We start from the raw sequence: 17,501 nt of genomic DNA, 5'->3' as shown, positions 1-17,501 counted from the left end.
GAACGAAAAATAGGGCGTTTCGGCTTTTAGAAGTGAGTTTGACCGAACCGAATTCTGTACGGTTTTCCCCCCTTGTCTTCTTTCCTTCCTTGTCCTCCTTGTCTTGTCCCAACCCTAAAATAAAAAACCTACACCTGTCAGGATCTATCCGGGGGGAGAGGCTGAAATAGAGGGAACGACTATGGTGTTTACTCCTCATCTAAGGGCAATCCAAACCGAATCTTGCCTTTACCAAAATAGCGCCCAAATTGGAGTTCGTAGACTTCATCCTCATCCTGGGTTTCGACTTCTATGTCAGAACGGGGATACCCCACACATAACAGGGCGTACCCTTTTTGGCGCAGCGCTGGAGACAATCCCATGGCTTCGGGTTGATAGATGTCACCAGAGAGGACACGCACCGCACAGGTGGTGCAAGCGCCATTGCGACAAGAAAACGGCAGTTCTACCCCTTGATCTTCGGCGGCTTGGAGAATGTAGCGATCGCTTGGCACTTCTAGAGTATGCTTGGTATTGGTTTGGCGATGGTGAATGGTAATTTTATAGAATCGAGTCATCCGTTTCGTGTATAATTACAGATTGTGTGCTAAGTTGAATACTATTGACTCCCGCACAGATCATAATAAACCCCCAGGAGAGGTGGCCGAGTGGTTTAAGGCGCAGCATTGGAAATGCTGTTTAGGGGAAACTCTAACGAGGGTTCGAATCCCTCCCTCTCCGTTTAAAAGAGAGTAAAATTAGTCAAGCTATCTCAATCTGAGGTGTCAGGTGTAACCGGAACAGTCCGAGGTCTTTGAGTCGCGATGCGAATAGAAAGCAGGTAAAGCCCCCCCGCGATCAGCACAGCAAAGATGAGTAGCAGGACTCTCACCCAAGTCTTTTGATGCCAATTTTTCGGCTCTGGCTCATGCATCAGTTTTTTGCCACCCCTGATTGGCATATTGCTTCAGATAAACTAATTGTAGCGAGACAGGTGAATCATCCCCCTACAGGGGATGCTACCCTAAAGGTAACTGGCGAGTCTCAATTCCTAACCTCGGAAGAGACCCAGTGAATGTTCCATCAATTGATAGGATAGTCTTGTGGTTGCCACTCCTGAAAAAGTCCAATCAATACCCACATCTAACCCAGAAGGCGGCGATCGCGTTGCCGTTTTACTCATGGGTTATGGGGAAGTCGAAAGTTACGAAGACTTTGCCAACTATAATGAGCAAGCCTTAAACTTATTAACCGCTAAGTTCGCACCTGTCCCCACCTGGGTGTATCCCCCCTTAGCCAAACTGTTAGCCGTTTTTGATTTCCACGAGTGGGGACATCAGCACAATAACTTCATCTCCCCCCACAACCAAATTTTTGAGCAGCAACGAGCCGGAATTGAACAACACCTGCAAGAGAAATGGGGCGATCGCGTCCAAGTCTTTAAGGCGTTTAACTTCTGCGCTCCGTTTTTACCCGAACAGGTGCTAGAGCAGATTAAAGCCCAAGGCTTTGATAAACTGCTGATCTATCCCCTCCTCGTTGTTGATTCTATCTTCACCAGTGGCATTGCTGTCGAACAGGTGAATAATGCCTTAGTCAAGTTGGCTGAGGGCGACGAACATTGGCTGAAAGGACAACGGTATATCCCCTCCTTTTACAATGAATCTGCCTACATTGACTTAATGGCGCAGATGGTGGAGGAAAAAATCGCGGCTGATTTAGCCTCGGCTTACTTACCCTCTCAAATTGGTATTGTCCTGATGAACCATGGTTGTCCCCATGAGGCAAAAGGATTTACCTCCGGCATCATGGAAAGTGAGGCATTGTATGAACGGGTACGGGAAAAGCTAATTCATAAGTATCCGTTAATTTCCGTGGGTTGGCTGAATCACCAAACCCCTCTGATTAAGTGGACACAGCCCAATACTGAGTTAGCGGCGAAGAATCTGATTGATTTAGGGGCAAAAGCGATCGTCTTTATGCCGATTGGCTTTGCTACAGAGAATCATGAAACGTTGCTGGATGTTCATCATATTATCCATGGGTTAGAGTATCGTAACTCTGATGTGGCGTATGTGCAGATGCCCTGTGTTAATGACCATCCTGACTTTTTAGCCATGGCTGCAGATTGGGCAAATCCTCAGATTGAAGCGCTATTAAGCGAAAGTGCGATCGCGGTCAATCCGGAATCAGCTTCCAGTCATCATCATCACCATCATCATCACGATCACTAAACCTAAGATGAATGTCGCTGACTTAAGCTGGGTTCGTAGTAGGCACGAAGCGTGCCAGAAGTGAAGACAGCACTTACTACAAACTCTAAAGTCAGTGCCATTTAACCTAAGATGAATGTCGCTGAAATAAGCATTGTGAGATCGCCAAAACCTTTGATACAGCAGTTTGCTCTGCTAGGCGGTACATTTCCGATCCCCCTAAATCCCCCTTAAAAAGGGGGACTTTGATCTACTGTACTTTATTACAGCGCAAAGCGCTGTATGCCGTAGGGTGGGCATTGCCCACCAGACTTAAGTCAGTAACATTCAACCTAAGATCCCCGACTTCTTCAAGAAGTCGGGGATCTGATTAAGAGAGTTAGCCTTCCTTAACCTCCCATCGAAACAGCCGGGGAAGCTGTGCTAAATCTAAGAGATAGTTACCCGTCCAAAGAACAATTTCGACAATTAACAGAGTCCTTATCCACATCAATTCGCTATCAGAATTCAGGATAGTCAATCCTTCATATAATTGCCAGAGGCGATAAGGCAAGTATAAATAAGGAACCATTACCCAAACGACCGATTGAAACTGTTTTAATGTGATTATCTCCGATATAATTTGTAATCCTAGCATCAAAAAATAGGAGGCAAGTACAGTTAACACGGTAGAATAATTCCACCAGACACCCCAGAGAAGCATAACGACTAGGGGAACCAAGACTCCGATAACCTGAACTGTACCAAACCAAATTTTAAACCATCCGGGCAAGGGTTCAGGAATAGTGAACGGTTTAGCCTTCCGCCACGCCCAGCCGACAATTGCGGTAAACCCAGTGGCAATAATAAAGAAACCTAGGTTCTCTAAAATTAGGTATAAACTTGTATTGACAGAAGTTATATAATTGTGATCCATAATCGCTTAATTTTCAGGTAAATAGCTTTTGACAACAATTCATTGATGATTTGTCATTTTCTCATCGGTTCTCCCAGTTCTGGCAAGTCTACCCTAGCTGCCAAACTAACTCAACTCGAACCCAAAGCGGTGATTGTATCCACAGACGCGATCCGGGCGCAGTTATTTGGGGATGAGAACATCCAAGGGGATTGGTCACTGATTGAAACGCAAGTGTTGCAACAAATTCATCGATCCATTGCCGATGGCAACCCGGTGATTTATGATGCCACCAATGCCAAACCCGAATGGAGGCGATCGCTGTTGCCTAAGATATCGGGTGAAACCGTGCGCTGGGTAGCTTGGTATCTTACCACTCCCTTAGAAACCTGCAAAACTTGGAACCGACAGCGCCAACGCCAAGTTCCTGATCAAGTGATTGAGGAGTTTTACCGCGCATTACGAGATCATCCGCCTCAAACCAGCGAGGGATTTTTAGCCGTGAATTCGGTCAATATCGCGGATACAGAATTGGATATTTGGCAAATGTTCAACCAATCAATCGGTAGAGACGCGCCATGGCGCGTCTCTACTTGTAATCTTAAAGATAGGCAGGATTGAAGGGATTCATCGATTAGGATGACTGACGAACATAAGGCTGACGTACCATCGGCTGATTCTCAGCAGGTGCAAAAACCAACTGAAGGAACAACCCCAGAATCGGTTGATAACTCCTGGACGAACCGCATGGCTGGACTCTGGACTATAGCCAGCGATCGCTTGCAGAAACTCCTTCCCACCGAACAAGTCACACAAACGGTGATTGACTGGTTTAGTGTTAATGAGGCGCAAGTCGCTGAGATTTTGGCGTCGGTACGCAAAGAACTCCCTACAACCCAAGCGCTGCTGATTGGCAAGCCTCAATCAGGGAAAAGTTCCATTGTGCGGGGATTGACAGGGGTTTCAGCGGAGATTGTCGGTCAGGGTTTTCGTCCCCATACGCAATATACTGAGCGTTATGCTTATCCCTCCAATGACCTACCCTTGCTGATTTTCACTGATACTGTGGGTTTGGGTGATGCTAACCAAGAAACGCCGATAATTATTCAGGAATTAGCCGATGAATTGCAACAAGATACTCATCGTGCCAGAATCCTGATTTTGACGGTGAAAATTAATGACTTTGCCACAGATACGCTGCGACAGGTGGCTGAACAGTTACAAGAGAAATATCCAGAGATTCCCTGTTTACTGGCTGTAACGTGTTTACATGAACTTTATCCGGCTGATGTCGTTGATCATCCGGCTTATCCGCCAGACTATGAAGAGTTGAATCGCGCCTTTGAGGGAATTCAGCACGCCTTTAAGGGACTTTATGATCAGGCGGTTCTAATTGATTTTACCCTAGAAGAAGATGAATATAATCCCGTATTTTATGGATTAGAGGCACTCAGCGACGCCTTAGCCGAGTTGTTACCGGAAGCCGAATCTCGTGCCATTTCTCAATTATTGGAAGAAAAAGACGCCAGTCAGCAACTGGGGAATCTGTATCGGGATGTCGGGCGGCGTTATATTTTAGCCTTTGCGATTATGGCAGCAACCTTGGCGGCTGTACCGTTACCCTTTGCCACAATGCCCGTTTTAACCGCGCTACAAGTCTCGCTGGTTGGCTTGTTGGGGAAATTGTATGGACAGACGCTGACGCCTTCTCAAGCTGGGGGAGTCGTGAGTGCGATCGCGGGAGGATTTATAGCGCAGGCGGTGGGACGAGAATTAATCAAATTTTTGCCCGGTTTAGGGAGTGCGATCGCGGCGTCTTGGGCGGCGGCGTATACCTGGGCGTTGGGTGAGGGGGCTTGTGTTTATTTTGGGGATTTAATGGGCGGAAAAAAACCCGATCCCCAGAAGATTCAATCGGTGATGCAAGAAGCATTTCAGTCGGCTAAAGAACGATTTAAAGGTATAAAGTAAACCTGAAAACCAGCCCAGAGTTCAAACTCCGGGCTAATAGCCCAAGTCCATTAAAATGGACTAACATTCTTATCCAGTCGTCTTTAGACGACTTTAGCTTTCAGCCTTGGGTTGAAACCCAAGGCGATTGGTGAGACTGTGGTCAAAGTGCGATCACTTCTCTAATTGGGGCTTGCTGCATGAGTGCGTAAGCTAGACCAGATAAGGGTTTTAAGCCATTTTTCTACCCAACAAGTGCTTTCGTTTTTACACTATAACCGTCTTGCACCCTGGAATTTGTGCCGACCTCAGCGCCAAATTTTCCCTCGACAGAGGGTTGAAACCATTGCAAGAAAGCCTATTCCCTATTGCCTCTCCCCACCACAAGACTTATTCAGCAGCCCCTAATTAATAGCGATACGCCGGAATCTCTGGCAACAGAAACTTATCTAATTGATAGCGATACGCCGGAATCTCTGGCAACAGAAACACTAATCCCGATTCCACAAAAATCCGGAGTATCAAATCTAATTTACTCGCGTCTGCCCTTACATCATCAACGAATTCCTTTAAATCTCGTTCTAATTCAGCGCGAGTCTTTAGCGGACGAGTCCCCTTTTCATCGGTCAGTAAATACAGCACTAATTCCGCTGCTTGTCGATTCTCGACACCACAATCCTCAATCACGGCTTCGACATAGTGCTTGACTAACTCTTCCTTCGTTCCTACCTCTCGATAGTCAGCCAAGGTTTTAATATTTTCGGCTTGCAGTTGCGCCCCGACAATCTGTAATTCAATGGGTAATATTTCCCCGGTTTGACCCGCTAAATCCTTGACCAGTTGATCAATTAAGGCAGGTTCTAGGTAAAAGCGCGATCGCGTGGTTAAATCCTCTATAATTGATCGGGCATCGGCAGGAGAAAAATTCCCTAACCCATACAGTACATTCTTGCCTAAAATATCATGACCAATGACACTCATGCTATCGAGGCGATTGCACTCCAAAAGATAATGCAGATAATCCTCCCGCAGCGATAGAATTACCTTGACTGATAAAATATTTAGACAGTCTCCTAAAAAGTCCCAAAATGGTCGCCGTTGCGCTAAATTGGGATAAACAAAAAAGAACTCTTCAAACTGATCAAAAATTAGCACTGTTCTGATATTGTGCTGTTCATTTTTCCGTAACTGTTCCAGGATTTTGGCGTAGGGCGGGTTTGGGGGCGAGGTTGATAGTTCTCTGGAAATGTTATTGTCTACATCCTGAGAAGGTGAGGGCGGGTTTTGTTGAGAGGTTTGTGGTTTTCTAGAAACGTTATCGTCTAAACCCGCCCCTACAGAAGAATCGGGCGGGTTGTGTTGAGAGGTTTGTGGTTTTCTGGAAAGGTTATCTCCTAAACCCGCCCCTACAGGATTATTTGCTGTTTTTTCTTCCTCTAACTCATCCGTTACCAAATTTGTTGCCAACTGCTTGCTCAATTCCTCTACCCAATTGGTATAAACTCGGATTAAAATAGGTAAATTATTTTGAATACCAATAACTCTGTGTTTTAACGCTGGCATTAATCCCGCATTCACTAGCGAACTTTTGCCCACACCAGATAGTCCATGAATCACGATTAGCTTACAGTCATTCCGTCCAATTCGTTCCAATAATCGCTCTAAATCTCGCTGTCGCCCTGATGCGATAATTTCCGGTGCAACTGTCTCTTGATGATCAGTTTTTGCTGACGTTTCTTGTCGATGTGGTTGTAGTCGTCCCGCACCAATAAAGGCGCAAATACTATATTGTTGTTCAATAGAACGCCGCAGTTGCTTTGTAGCAAAGGCTTCTAAATACTGCTTTTCTTCAAAGTAAAGATCGCGTAATTCGGCTAAAATTCGGATATAAACTAAAGGATGTCCTTTATCACCTAACTCTCTGGCTTGCACCAAATGCGCGATCGCGTCGTGTTTATTCCCTAACTGGCGTTCCGCTTGGGCTAAAAATAGCAAGTTTAATCCCTGAAACCATCGATTCTGTTCCGGTAATTGAGCTAAAATATCCTCAGCTTGTTGGGCGGCTTGGCGACTCTCTTCCCAGCGCTGTTGCTGTAAGGCGACTTCGGCTAAAAAACTATAATCTTGGGCTAATCTACTGGTAATTCCATACTGTTGATGCAAGAGTAACGCCTTTTGCGCCACTTGCTCTAATTCATCCCATGACTGCATCCGTTGCAAGACTCGTTCGAGTTGAATGATGAATTTTGCCACTAAATCGGGACGATTTTCTTGCTCAAAAATGTCCAGACTTTGCTGTAAGGCAATCTTGGCTGTTTGCCAATTCGCTTTGTCGGCTTTTTTTCGGTCAACGGCGTAATAGTGGTAGAATCCAATCTGAAATAGCACTAAGCCGACTTTTAATTTGGGGGTAATTGTTTCTGCGGGTTTTTCGATCAGGGTTGGTTGATTGGCGTTATCGGTTTGTTGTTGCCAAAATTCTAGGCTTTTTTGAAGATAATCTAAGGCTTCTGGACTATCCCCCGCATTTATTCCGCGTAGAAATGCTAAATCTGCGGCAAACTGGGGGGTTAACTCGAGTTCGCGTTGGGATAATTCTTTTAAGGCTAACTCGAATTCTGAACAAGTTAAGTAACCGAGGTCTAAATTTTTGGTTAACTGAGATAAAGATTGAGGGGAATTGACGGCTAAAGCTTTAGCAAATAGGGACTTTACAGCCTGCTGGAGACTATTAATTAACTCATCCGTTGGTATCGCAAACGCCGTTGTTGTTGCCCAACTCTCGAAATCTGGCGCAATTCTCAGCAGTCGAATATAAACCCGATCATTCATCCATAGGATGAAAGGAAAGGGAAAATTCTTGCGAAACTCCTCCCGCACCTGATTCATCGCCGCGAACATGTCATCCACATTGTTTAAAGCGGCAAAGCCAGATACCATAAGAGCAGAAGGCATCTCCTGTCCCAGTTGCGATCGCACGGTGCTAAACAGGGTTCTGTCCCCTGGCTTCAGGTGAATGACTCGGATGTCGAGGGCGCATTGTTCTTGCAGTTGCTGGATCAGGCGTTGTTGCAAATACTCATAGTTACAACGCGCTAACATCAGGCAAAACTGTCCCTGACAGGCTTCTATTGCCCAGGCTAATTCATCTAAAGACTCCTGATTAGCTATTGTAAAATCGTTCAAGTCTTCACTCCTACATAATTCATTTATTTTAGTGAGTCAAGGGAAAATGTCTGGGATATTACAGGTTGTCTGGGCGCAAGCCTTGCGCCCCTACCCCCTACATTGGCTGCCATTTCATTTAGGATAGCTATAGCGGAGGCTTTTCTGGGGCAGGTATCAGACAATGGTGCGATTAAAACAATGGCAGTGGATCGTATTGGCAATGCCGATCGCGTCCATAGTTATATTCTTACTCCTATCCGCAGGCTGGCAAATCCACGAGTGGGGAATTAATTGGATTTGGGGTATCTTTATCCTGATCTTCGCGGGTTGGCGGTGGCTGCTGGTAAAATGGACGCGATCAACCGTGGATCAGGTAGAAGCAGCCGTAGCGGAGGTTAGCGATCAACTCGACGCTACCACAGAGGAAACAACTGCCTTACCCGTCACCGATGAAGCCACTCAAAACGCCGAAGCCGCCCTCTCTAGGGTGCTGAAACAGGCACAGGATGATCCGCCGATGTGGGAAGATTGGCAACAGTTTTGGCAACGATGTCAGGAACTTGTGATCGCCATCGCCCATATCTATCAGCCCGAGGCGAAATATCCCTTACTCAATATCTACATTCCCCAAGCTTATGGGTTGATGCGGGGAACCGTGGATGACTTGGATCAGTGGATGCAGAAATTATCCCCGGCGCTGAATCAAGTCACCGTAGGACAAGGATTACAAGCCTACGAAGTCTACCAGAAACTGGAACCCTCCGCCCGGAAACTTTGGCAAGCCTGGAGTTGGGCGCAGTGGGTAATCAATCCGGTGGCGGCGTTAGCCAGACAAGCCAGTCAGCGTTCGAGTAATCAAGCCACTCAGCAACTGTTGGTAAATTTAGGACAGATGCTGCGAGAAGCCGCGTTAAAGAATTTATCTCGCCAAGCGATCGCGCTGTATAGTGGCAGTACCCCACCCGGTTCAACTACCGTCTCCCCCCCCAAACCGCAACTCCCCCAGGCACAAACCAAAACCCTGCGCGATATCCTGGAACAAGCTGAACCTGTGGAAGCGGTTGAACAAAAGCCGGTGAATATCTTGCTGGTGGGGCGTACTGGATCGGGCAAAAGTAGCCTGATTAATACATTATTTCAGGCAGACCGTGCCGAAGTCGATGTCTTACCCAGTACCGATCGCATCCAGAATTACCACTGGCAAACTCCAACCGGAGAAACCCTAACGCTGTGGGATACGCCGGGATACGAACAAGTCAACCGATCCGATTTACGGGAACTGGTACTCGATTATGCCACGAACGCCGATTTACTGCTACTGGTAACCCCCGCCCTCGATCCGGCGCTACAGATGGATGCGGCATTTCTCAAGGAAATCAAAGCGGATATTGAAGACTTACCCGCGATTACCATTGTCACCCAAGTCGATCGCCTGCGCCCAATCCGAGAATGGCAACCCCCTTATGATTGGCAATGGGGGGAACGAAGCAAGGAAAAAGCGATTCGGGAAGCGACAGAGTATCGCGCCGAAAGTTTAGGAGAATGGTGCGATCGCCTGTTACCCGTGGTGACGGCTGACTGGAAAACTGGGCGCACCCCTTGGAATATCGAGGCGCTATCCTTCGCCTTAGTTGACGCGATCGCACCCGCCAAACAACTGCGTCTAGCCCGCTTTTTACGAAACCGAGAAGCCCGCACAGCGGAAGCCGCTAAAATTATTGACCATTATACGTTTCAGATGGCAACCACTCAAGGATTAACGTCTTTTCTCAAAAGTCCGGTGCTACAGTTTGTCTCCACATTAACAACCGGATCTCCCACATTAGCCTTTGCCTTAGCTGAACAAATTCCCGTCGAACAGTTACCTGTAGTGATTGGCAAACTCCAGATGGCGTATGACTTATTCTCCTTGCTGAGTACAGAGGATAATCCGAGCCAATTTGACTTGCGATCGCTGTGGTCATTGTTGTTAGATAATTCGTCTTCACCGGATCGCAATGCTTGGGCATTTGGTCACGCTTTGGTGGAATATTGGACACAGCACTTGAGTATTGAACAATTACAAGAGAAGTTTAAATTTTATCTACATCAGCAATCCGACAGTTAGAATTTTTTCATAAAATGGTACGCTAAAAAGCTGGACAATTAATTTGTTACAACAGGTGTAAGGGAGTGATTCCAGACTTCGACGAAAATGGCAATCTACCACCAGGAATGCATTTTTGCGAATGGGAAGAATTTGTAGAACGATTTGGAAGCAATCCGCTTAGGTTACGTTTAATACGGGGACTGCAAATAGCAATGGAGCAGCTAAAAACAGCGGGTTGCCGGACAATGTATATCAACGGCAGCTTTGTTACCATAAAAGCAGACCCAGGGGATTTCGATGCCTGTTGGGATAGAGAAGAGGTAGATATAGACTATCTCAGAATTCATGCTCCTCGATTGCTGAATCATTACGACCGTGGTGGACAGAAAGCTAAATATGGAGGTGAAATATTTCCATCCGACCAACCCATCGGTAATTACGGTATGGATTCTTTTGAATTGTTTCAACAAGATAGAAAGTCTAATAAAAAAGGGATTATTGCCATAGATTTAGTGAGGTTTAGCTTATGATTAAAGATGAAAAAGAGTATAAAGTGACTCAGGATATTATCGGAGAATTTGAAAAGTCTATAGCCGCAATGGAGAGAGATGAAGCCAGGAAAACAAATGATCCTGACGGCTGGGAGCTGATGAGAAGTTCATTACAATCTCATCTCGATAAATTAAAAGCAGAAATCGCTGAATATGAAAGACTTACATCTCACAATCATCAGAGTCCTATTGTACTGAAGATTGACGATCTTGACTATTTACCGCAAATTTTAATTAAAGCGCGTATGGCAGCTAAACTAAGCCATCAAGAACTAGCGAACTTAGCTGGACTTACGGAAGAGCAAATCAAACGCTATGAAGATAATGATTACGAAGATGCCAGTTTCCTGGATGTAAGATTTGTGATTGATGCCCTAGATATTAAAATTCAAAACGGGGAATTTTTAATTCCTTTAGATACGCTGAGAAGAACCCCGATTACTAAAGAAGAATTGCTAGCTTCTCAGACAATAAACCGAAAACCAAGCCGCAGGAATTAAGAGTGTTTTTTTATCCACAAAACCATATTTAACTTCTGCTCAATCCTCTCTAGCACCTCAATCACCCTGAGTTTTCATAGTAGGAGCGTATATCTTACCTGACTACCAACTCGCTCAACTTGCACCTGAATTGCTGACCATTAATGTACTTTACGAAATTCTGGGGCAAAAACAGGTTTATACACTGGAAGACGCTCGTCGTCTGCAAAAGAAACAGTACACAATCCAGCAGTATCGTAACCAGATGGATTTAACTCAGGGCTATTCATCTGAACGAATGCTTTCTATATTAAAAGATAGATGTCGGTATTTAATCGAGAGAGGTTCGACCTTAAATAATCCTCACATCCCGGCGTCTTATTTTCGAGATTGGGAGCGGATTACCGAAAATCATGCTCAACGCCTGCGGGAACTGGTAGCGGAAGCACTTCACGATAAAACTTGAGCAATAGAAACAGCCACTCGATACGCCATTGGCGGGGGAACCGCATTACCAATTTGACCCAAGGCTTTATAAACAGCGCCATGAAATGACCAGGATTCAGGAAAGCCTTGCAAAATGGCACAGTCGGGAACAGATAAACGAAAGTGACCATTATCTGGCACAAATAAACGCGCCTGTTCTCGATTTGACGCCACTCCATTGGGCCAAATTTGCAGTTTTTGCCAAATCTTTTGCGCGGAAACACGACTCAATACGGACGTGGTATGACGTGGACCGGTGAGAGAACTGCGAAGGGTAGGGTACAATCAAGGTTTATTAATGTATTTTTTGATACTCTTCTAATGCTGCCAGTAGCACATTGACTAAGGGATGATTAATCAACTCCTTTAATACCTCAGTCTGCACACCTTTTAAGCCTTCAACGACTGAAGCTTTCAGCATCGGATTCTGCTCAATCCTCTCTAGCACCTCGATCACTACCCGTTGTTTTTCCAGAGGCGTATTCGTGGGATAGGTTTGATCAAGCTGTTGGAGTAACTTTTGAATTTTGGTGGCGGTATCGGTTAGTCGTTGCTTTTGTTCTAGGGTATAAGTGGGTGCGATCGCAGAATTTCCAGAGGGACAATTTTCCAAGGATTTCCCCGATTCGGACTGGTGAGGGATTAGGGGTTCAACTAACCGTCTTGCTTCTACATTAATCGTTTGACCGGGATTCACGGTTTTCTCAGCCAGCCGTTGTATAATCTCAGTTAAATTGGCACTCTGCTGACGATAAGCAGCAACTTGCTCATATTTCACCTTTAACTGATAACGATAGTCCTTATCGATCGCCTCAAGTTGGATATCGTACTCGCGATTAAACAAATGCTCAACTTCCAGCCGATTGGCATCGATAGGAATAGCGATCCGGATGGTTAATACCCCATCAGGGCGATTTTCTAAGGATTGAATCGTGAGGATGTTACTCCCATCCTGGGCTTGACAGGCTTGGAAAGCAGCAAAAAACGCTTGCCAATCAATACCATTGCGGAACGTTAAATTGACAGTCTCTAAGGGAACTTGAAACACCCTAGTGAATTCTCCAGGGGCAAATGTTCCCTGATCAGGACGGCGTTCGCGTTGATCGGTTTGTAAGTAAACATACTCACAAATCACCTCGGCTAAATTTGTCCCGCTATTGATGTGCCAGTCTTCCAGACAGGTGGCGGTGAATATGGCTTGGTGAAAATCGGTGTTGAAGGCTTTACAACGTTGTAAGTTAACGCCCCGAAGATTGGCTTGAGAGCAATTAGCCCCCTGGAGATTCGCCCCCCTGAGGTTCGCACCGACAAGGTGGACACCACTGAGATTCGCCCCACTCAGATTCGCCCCACTGAGATTGCTTCCACTCAGTTTAGCGCCAATCAGTTTTGCCCCAACTAAATCAGCACCACTAAGGTTGGCTTTAGTCAAATCAGCACCACTAAGATAGATGTTATTCAGATTCGCACCAATCAGGTTGGCACTAATTAAGTCAGCATTTCTGAGATCTGCCGCTGTCAGGTTCGCACCAATCAAATCAGCCTCACTCAAATATGCCTCACTCAAATATGCCTCACTCAGGTTGGCGCCAATCAGATCCGCTTTACTCAAATCTGCCCGACTCAGGTTTGCCCGACTCAAATCCACGCCACTGAGTTTTGCCCCTTGGATGGTAACGCCCTTGCCTGTAGCAAAGCTGAGATTAGGTCGGATATCTGGGTGGTGTGCCTTCCACGCATTCCATACCTCCACCCCTTGCCTGAGTAAGGCACAATAGTCTTCATTCGTTTGTGGAAACATAACATCTTTAGACAAGCTCCGCTTCACCGCTTCCCGCAAGGAGACTCCCGCGATTATCCCTGAACTACTGTCTCCAATTCTGCCACGGCAAATTAGCTAGATATAGCACTACCGGGATACGTTAGGACATTCCCCTGTTGCCTGTTGCCTTTTCACCTAATTTTATTGTCCTAACCTCAATGCGTAATGCTATAAGCGGTGGGCAATGCCCACCCTACATAAAATTGGCTGATTGAGACTGATGCCAGATCTCAGTTCAGGTTCGCCCCAAAACCCCCTACCCTGGATTTTGACTCGTTGTCTAATCAGATAAGATATCAAGGCACAATTGAATGGCAACAGCCTAGGGAAACTCCGGTGTAAGTCCGGGGCTGTGCGGCAACTGTAAAGGTTGAAATGGCACGCTCTTTCCGGGTTTGTCGTCGGTACTTCTACGCTGATGGCGAAGACAGCGCAACGACGAACCCCGCTGACGTTTCACCTAAGCCAGAATACCTAGCTGTTGTTTGTCCACCCGATAGTCCTGCCTCGCACGGGAAGGGAGTTTATTTTTAATGCCGACTGTAGACACGACTCATTTCAGCCCAGATTCACTGTCATTGCCACCACTCCCCCTTAACCGCCCTCTGTTAATGATTGGTCACGGTAGCCGCGATATGCAGGGGCGTCAGGGATTTTTGGATTTTGCCCACGCTTACCAAAGGTTGGACTCCTCTCGCCCGGTTGTTCCTTGTTTTCTGGAATTAACCACTCCCAGTATTCAGGAGGGTGTAGACCAATGTGTGGCACAAGGGTATACAGAATTCTCTGTGCTGCCGATTTTGCTGTTTGCGGCGCGACATAATAAATTTGATGTCACCAACGAGTTAGACCGCGCTAAAGCCAGACATCCGCAAATCCGATTCCATTACGGGCGTCATTTTGGTATTACTCCAGCCATTCTGGAGTTATGGCATCGACGACTGGCTGACCTGGATCAAGCTTCGCCGAACAGTCCCATGTCCTCAATTCCCAGAAGTGAAACGGTGCTTCTGGTTGTTGGTCGCGGTTCTAGTGATCCCGATGCCAATGGTGATGTCTATAAATTAGCGCGTCTGCTCTGGGAAGGCAGTGGTTACAAAACGGTTGAAATCTGCTTTATTGGGATTACTCATCCCCGTTTAGAGGAAGGCTTCCATCGCGCTCGACTTTTCCAGCCCAAGCGGATTGTTGTTCTGCCTTATTTCCTGTTTACTGGGGTGCTGGTGAAAAAAATCTTTGATATCACGGCGCAGCAGCAGGAGCAATATCCGGACATTAGTATGACTTGTTTACCCGAAATGGGTATTCAACCGGAATTACTTTCGGTATTGCGGGAACGAGAAATCGAGACGCAACTGGGACAGGTGCAGATGAATTGTGAATTGTGTAAGTTCCGGTTAGCGGCTGTGGGGGATAATACGGGTCACGGTCATGATCATGATCACGGTCATGACCATGATCATCACCATCATCACCACCACAATCACTCGGAGCCTCCTCCTGATCCTTACGCTGAACCCGAAGCGTACCATCAGCGCATTTGGCAAGTTCCTTAATTAGTCATTTGTCATTTGTCATTTGTCATTTGTCATTGGTTATTTGCTGACACCGGGGGTAACTTGAGATTGATTACCATAAGCTAAGAACTGATCAGCAGTTACCCATACCGATTACTATGTCCAAAGAATTTAGGGTTGGCGATCGCGTTCGCCTAATTGCCCTACCCCGCTATGTTAAAACAGCCGAACCTATGCCCATGCTGCGACCTCCGGATGTGATTAGCATTGGCGAAGAAGGGGTGATCCTTGATCGGCGTCCTGGCGGATTTTGGGGTGTTCGCTTTTCTAAGGGCGCTTTTTTACTGGATAGTCAATACCTTGAGACAGTAGAGAGTCATCATGATCCCCATCCGCCTTCATCCTCTGCCGAATAATCGGCTCAGAGCCTTCTGCCTTCTACCTTGGAGCCTTGTCCCTAGCAACATGGGAGATAGTTTGCATTTAGTATGAGCCACAACAACCCGGATCAATACAATGGTTTCCGGTAAGTACTACTACACCGAATCAATATCCAAAATTGTGGTAGCACTTTACCGAATTGATTCCTGTACAGTTGAGAATAATAATAATTGGCAGTCTGAGCGTGAAGTGGGAGATAGATTTGTACAGCTTCCTAGAGTCTCTCGGCATTGCCAACCCTAGTGGCAGTGGCTGGCTAGCAGTTATATTTACCTTCGGGTTAGCGTGGGGGGTAACGTGGTGTTTGATTCCAGCAGTACGCTCATTTGCGCTGCAAGTGGGGTGGGCGGATCAACCGAACGCCCGACGACTCAATCAAGAACCCCTACCTAACGCAGGTGGATTGGCAATTTATGCGGGTGTCATGGCGGCGCTAGTCTTGGCGACTCTATTAAGACCCATTGTGATTGAAGGCGTCTTAGCCCAAGTGCTGACGATTTTACTCGGTGGTTCCATCCTCGTCCTCGTCGGCTTTATCGATGACCAATTTGGTCTACCTGCTTATGTACGCCTGTTTAGTCAAACCCTTACCGCCCTGTTGCTGATTGCCAGCGATATCCGCATCGAAACGCCTTTTGGGACTCCCATTGACCCAATATTCTCAATTGTGTTGACCTGGTTGTGGGTTGTGGGAATTACTAATGCGATTAATTTAATGGATGGCATGGATGGTTTGGCGGGTGGGATCAGCTTCATTACCGCCATGAGTTTGTTAGCAGTGTCGGCGCAGTTTGAAACCCGAGCAGCGGCGACCTTACTTTTGGCAGCCTTAGGAGGGGCTGCACTGGGATTTTTGCGACACAACTTTTATCCTTCCCGAATTATTATGGGAGATGCGGGGGCTTACTTTTTTGGCTATGTGTTAGCTGCAACCAGTATTTTAGGGAATCTCAAAGTGACGACGGTATTTGCTCTAGTGCCACCTGCCTTCTTTTTATTATTGCCTGTGCTAGATACGACTCAGGTATTTGTCCGGCGACTCATGGCAGGAAAAAACCCGCTGAAAACTCCCGGTAAAGATCATTTACACCACCGCTTACTGGCTTGGGGTTTGTCCCAACGTCATGCGGCTTTCACCCTTTGGGGAGTGACGTTGGCATGTAACGGACTGGCGATGAAACTGCAAGGGATGACGTCATTGGTGATGATTGTGACAAGTGGTAGTATAATCATTCTTCTTGGCTTTACCCTTTGGCAAAGACTCCAGGCAAAATGAAAAAGCTCGTACAGCTTCCCAGAACGTCAAACGTCAACAGCCAAAGCCTATAGGGTTCAATTGGGGTGCATTGATATCAACATACGCTGAAAGTTAATTGTGTCGAGATCTAGGTGCTACGTCTCTAAACGATTGTCTGGCTAGTGTAGCGGGTGCGGAAATAATCCGCCACTGGTGTGATCAAGTGAGCATCTACCTAAAGAGACAAAAATTAGCGTAATCAATTCAACCCAAAGATAGGGGAAATTTTCTTATACATGAGTCATGGACTAAGGCGAGTAAGCATTCAGTCTGCTTCTCAGGATTGAGGTTAGGGAAATTGGAGGCAAGCTAGCACTAGATTACTTAAATACGTCTTCGCTTATACTGAAGTTCTCTCTTAAGTTAGTAAAAATTTACATAAGTCTGATGCTAACCTAAAACTTGAAATTAGGAATCGCCTGAAAATCTAAAGTTCATGTTTCAAGTTCATCCTCCAGACTCTATACAATCTCACCATAAGAATGTTACAACATTTATTTCATTCGTTCAGCGTGATTTCAAGATGGCTTTTAGCCGGAACATAATATCCTATGCTTAAATAAAAATATTTAAGCTGAATAAATTTACGAAGTACTGTCGATAAGAATGGTGTT

Annotated in this window: 16 protein-coding genes and 1 tRNA gene; 11 read left to right on the top strand and 6 right to left on the bottom strand. The window is 46.1% G+C overall.

Going from position 1 to position 17,501, the window contains the following annotated elements; genetic code table 11:
• Positions 1-188: 188 nt before the first annotated feature.
• Positions 189-557 (bottom strand): 2Fe-2S iron-sulfur cluster-binding protein, encoded by a 369-nt coding sequence (locus RIE73_RS28740; protein ID WP_446404419.1) that lies wholly within the window; start codon positions 555-557, stop codon positions 189-191.
• Positions 558-633: 76 nt separating this feature from the next.
• Between RIE73_RS28740 and RIE73_RS28735 the strand changes: the two genes are divergently transcribed.
• Positions 634-720 (top strand) — tRNA-Ser (locus RIE73_RS28735).
• 31 nt (positions 721-751) lie between these two features.
• On the opposite strand, the gene RIE73_RS28730 is transcribed toward RIE73_RS28735, so the two are convergent.
• Complete coding sequence (locus RIE73_RS28730) at positions 752-940, bottom strand: hypothetical protein (protein WP_446404418.1); 189 nt, start codon at positions 938-940, stop codon at positions 752-754.
• 142 nt (positions 941-1,082) lie between these two features.
• On the opposite strand from RIE73_RS28730, the gene RIE73_RS28725 reads away from it, so the two are divergent.
• Positions 1,083-2,213: a ferrochelatase gene (locus RIE73_RS28725; RefSeq protein WP_446404417.1), complete on the top strand. Its 1,131-nt coding sequence runs from the start codon at positions 1,083-1,085 to the stop codon at positions 2,211-2,213.
• 358 nt (positions 2,214-2,571) lie between these two features.
• Here the strand turns inward: RIE73_RS28725 and RIE73_RS28720 are convergent, their stop codons facing one another.
• Positions 2,572-3,108 carry a hypothetical protein gene (locus tag RIE73_RS28720; protein ID WP_446404416.1) on the bottom strand — a complete coding sequence of 179 codons (537 nt, stop codon included), beginning with the start codon at positions 3,106-3,108 and terminating at the stop codon, positions 2,572-2,574.
• 45 nt (positions 3,109-3,153) lie between these two features.
• Between RIE73_RS28720 and RIE73_RS28715 the strand changes: the two genes are divergently transcribed.
• Entirely contained in the window at positions 3,154-3,708 is a 555-nt protein-coding gene (locus RIE73_RS28715) for an AAA family ATPase (RefSeq protein WP_446404415.1), read from the top strand.
• A gap of 18 nt (positions 3,709-3,726) precedes the next feature.
• Complete coding sequence (locus RIE73_RS28710; RefSeq protein ID WP_446404414.1) at positions 3,727-5,058, top strand: GTPase family protein; 1,332 nt, start codon at positions 3,727-3,729, stop codon at positions 5,056-5,058.
• Between the two features lie 387 nt (positions 5,059-5,445).
• Here the strand turns inward: RIE73_RS28710 and RIE73_RS28705 are convergent, their stop codons facing one another.
• A complete protein-coding gene (locus RIE73_RS28705; RefSeq protein ID WP_446404413.1) occupies positions 5,446-8,223 on the bottom strand; it encodes an nSTAND1 domain-containing NTPase in 2,778 nt (925 codons plus the stop codon).
• 163 nt (positions 8,224-8,386) lie between these two features.
• On the opposite strand from RIE73_RS28705, the gene RIE73_RS28700 reads away from it, so the two are divergent.
• From RIE73_RS28700 to RIE73_RS28685, 4 genes are all read left to right on the top strand, one after another.
• Positions 8,387-10,312 carry a GTPase family protein gene (locus RIE73_RS28700; RefSeq protein WP_446404412.1) on the top strand — a complete coding sequence of 642 codons (1,926 nt, stop codon included), beginning with the start codon at positions 8,387-8,389 and terminating at the stop codon, positions 10,310-10,312.
• Between the two features lie 65 nt (positions 10,313-10,377).
• Positions 10,378-10,824: a DUF6932 family protein gene (locus RIE73_RS28695; RefSeq protein WP_446404411.1), complete on the top strand. Its 447-nt coding sequence runs from the start codon at positions 10,378-10,380 to the stop codon at positions 10,822-10,824.
• Complete coding sequence (locus RIE73_RS28690) at positions 10,821-11,345, top strand: helix-turn-helix domain-containing protein (protein ID WP_446404410.1); 525 nt, start codon at positions 10,821-10,823, stop codon at positions 11,343-11,345. The genes RIE73_RS28695 and RIE73_RS28690 overlap by 4 nt, the downstream gene beginning before the upstream one ends.
• A gap of 130 nt (positions 11,346-11,475) precedes the next feature.
• A complete protein-coding gene (locus RIE73_RS28685) occupies positions 11,476-11,790 on the top strand; it encodes a hypothetical protein (RefSeq protein ID WP_446404409.1) in 315 nt (104 codons plus the stop codon).
• On the opposite strand, the gene RIE73_RS28680 is transcribed toward RIE73_RS28685, so the two are convergent.
• Positions 11,775-12,041, bottom strand: a complete 267-nt coding sequence (locus RIE73_RS28680; RefSeq protein WP_446404408.1) for a DNA cytosine methyltransferase — start codon at positions 12,039-12,041, stop codon at positions 11,775-11,777. The genes RIE73_RS28685 and RIE73_RS28680 overlap by 16 nt on opposite strands.
• A gap of 64 nt (positions 12,042-12,105) precedes the next feature.
• A complete protein-coding gene (locus tag RIE73_RS28675) occupies positions 12,106-13,626 on the bottom strand; it encodes a pentapeptide repeat-containing protein (protein ID WP_446404407.1) in 1,521 nt (506 codons plus the stop codon).
• 539 nt (positions 13,627-14,165) lie between these two features.
• Between RIE73_RS28675 and RIE73_RS28670 the strand changes: the two genes are divergently transcribed.
• From RIE73_RS28670 to RIE73_RS28660, 3 genes are all read left to right on the top strand, one after another.
• Positions 14,166-15,188, top strand: coding sequence for a sirohydrochlorin chelatase (locus tag RIE73_RS28670; protein ID WP_446404406.1), 1,023 nt, complete (start codon positions 14,166-14,168; stop codon positions 15,186-15,188).
• 119 nt (positions 15,189-15,307) lie between these two features.
• A complete protein-coding gene (sipA, locus tag RIE73_RS28665) occupies positions 15,308-15,565 on the top strand; it encodes a regulatory protein SipA (RefSeq protein WP_446404405.1) in 258 nt (85 codons plus the stop codon).
• A gap of 221 nt (positions 15,566-15,786) precedes the next feature.
• Positions 15,787-16,866: an MraY family glycosyltransferase gene (locus RIE73_RS28660; protein ID WP_446404420.1), complete on the top strand. Its 1,080-nt coding sequence runs from the start codon at positions 15,787-15,789 to the stop codon at positions 16,864-16,866.
• Positions 16,867-17,501: the final 635 nt, after the last annotated feature.

The sequence above is a fragment of the Coleofasciculus sp. C1-SOL-03 genome, assembly GCF_040220555.1.
Taxonomy (GTDB): domain Bacteria; phylum Cyanobacteriota; class Cyanobacteriia; order Cyanobacteriales; family Coleofasciculaceae; genus Coleofasciculus.
The sequence above is the reverse complement of the archived record's forward strand: the minus strand, read 5'-3'. Positions and strand labels throughout refer to the sequence as shown.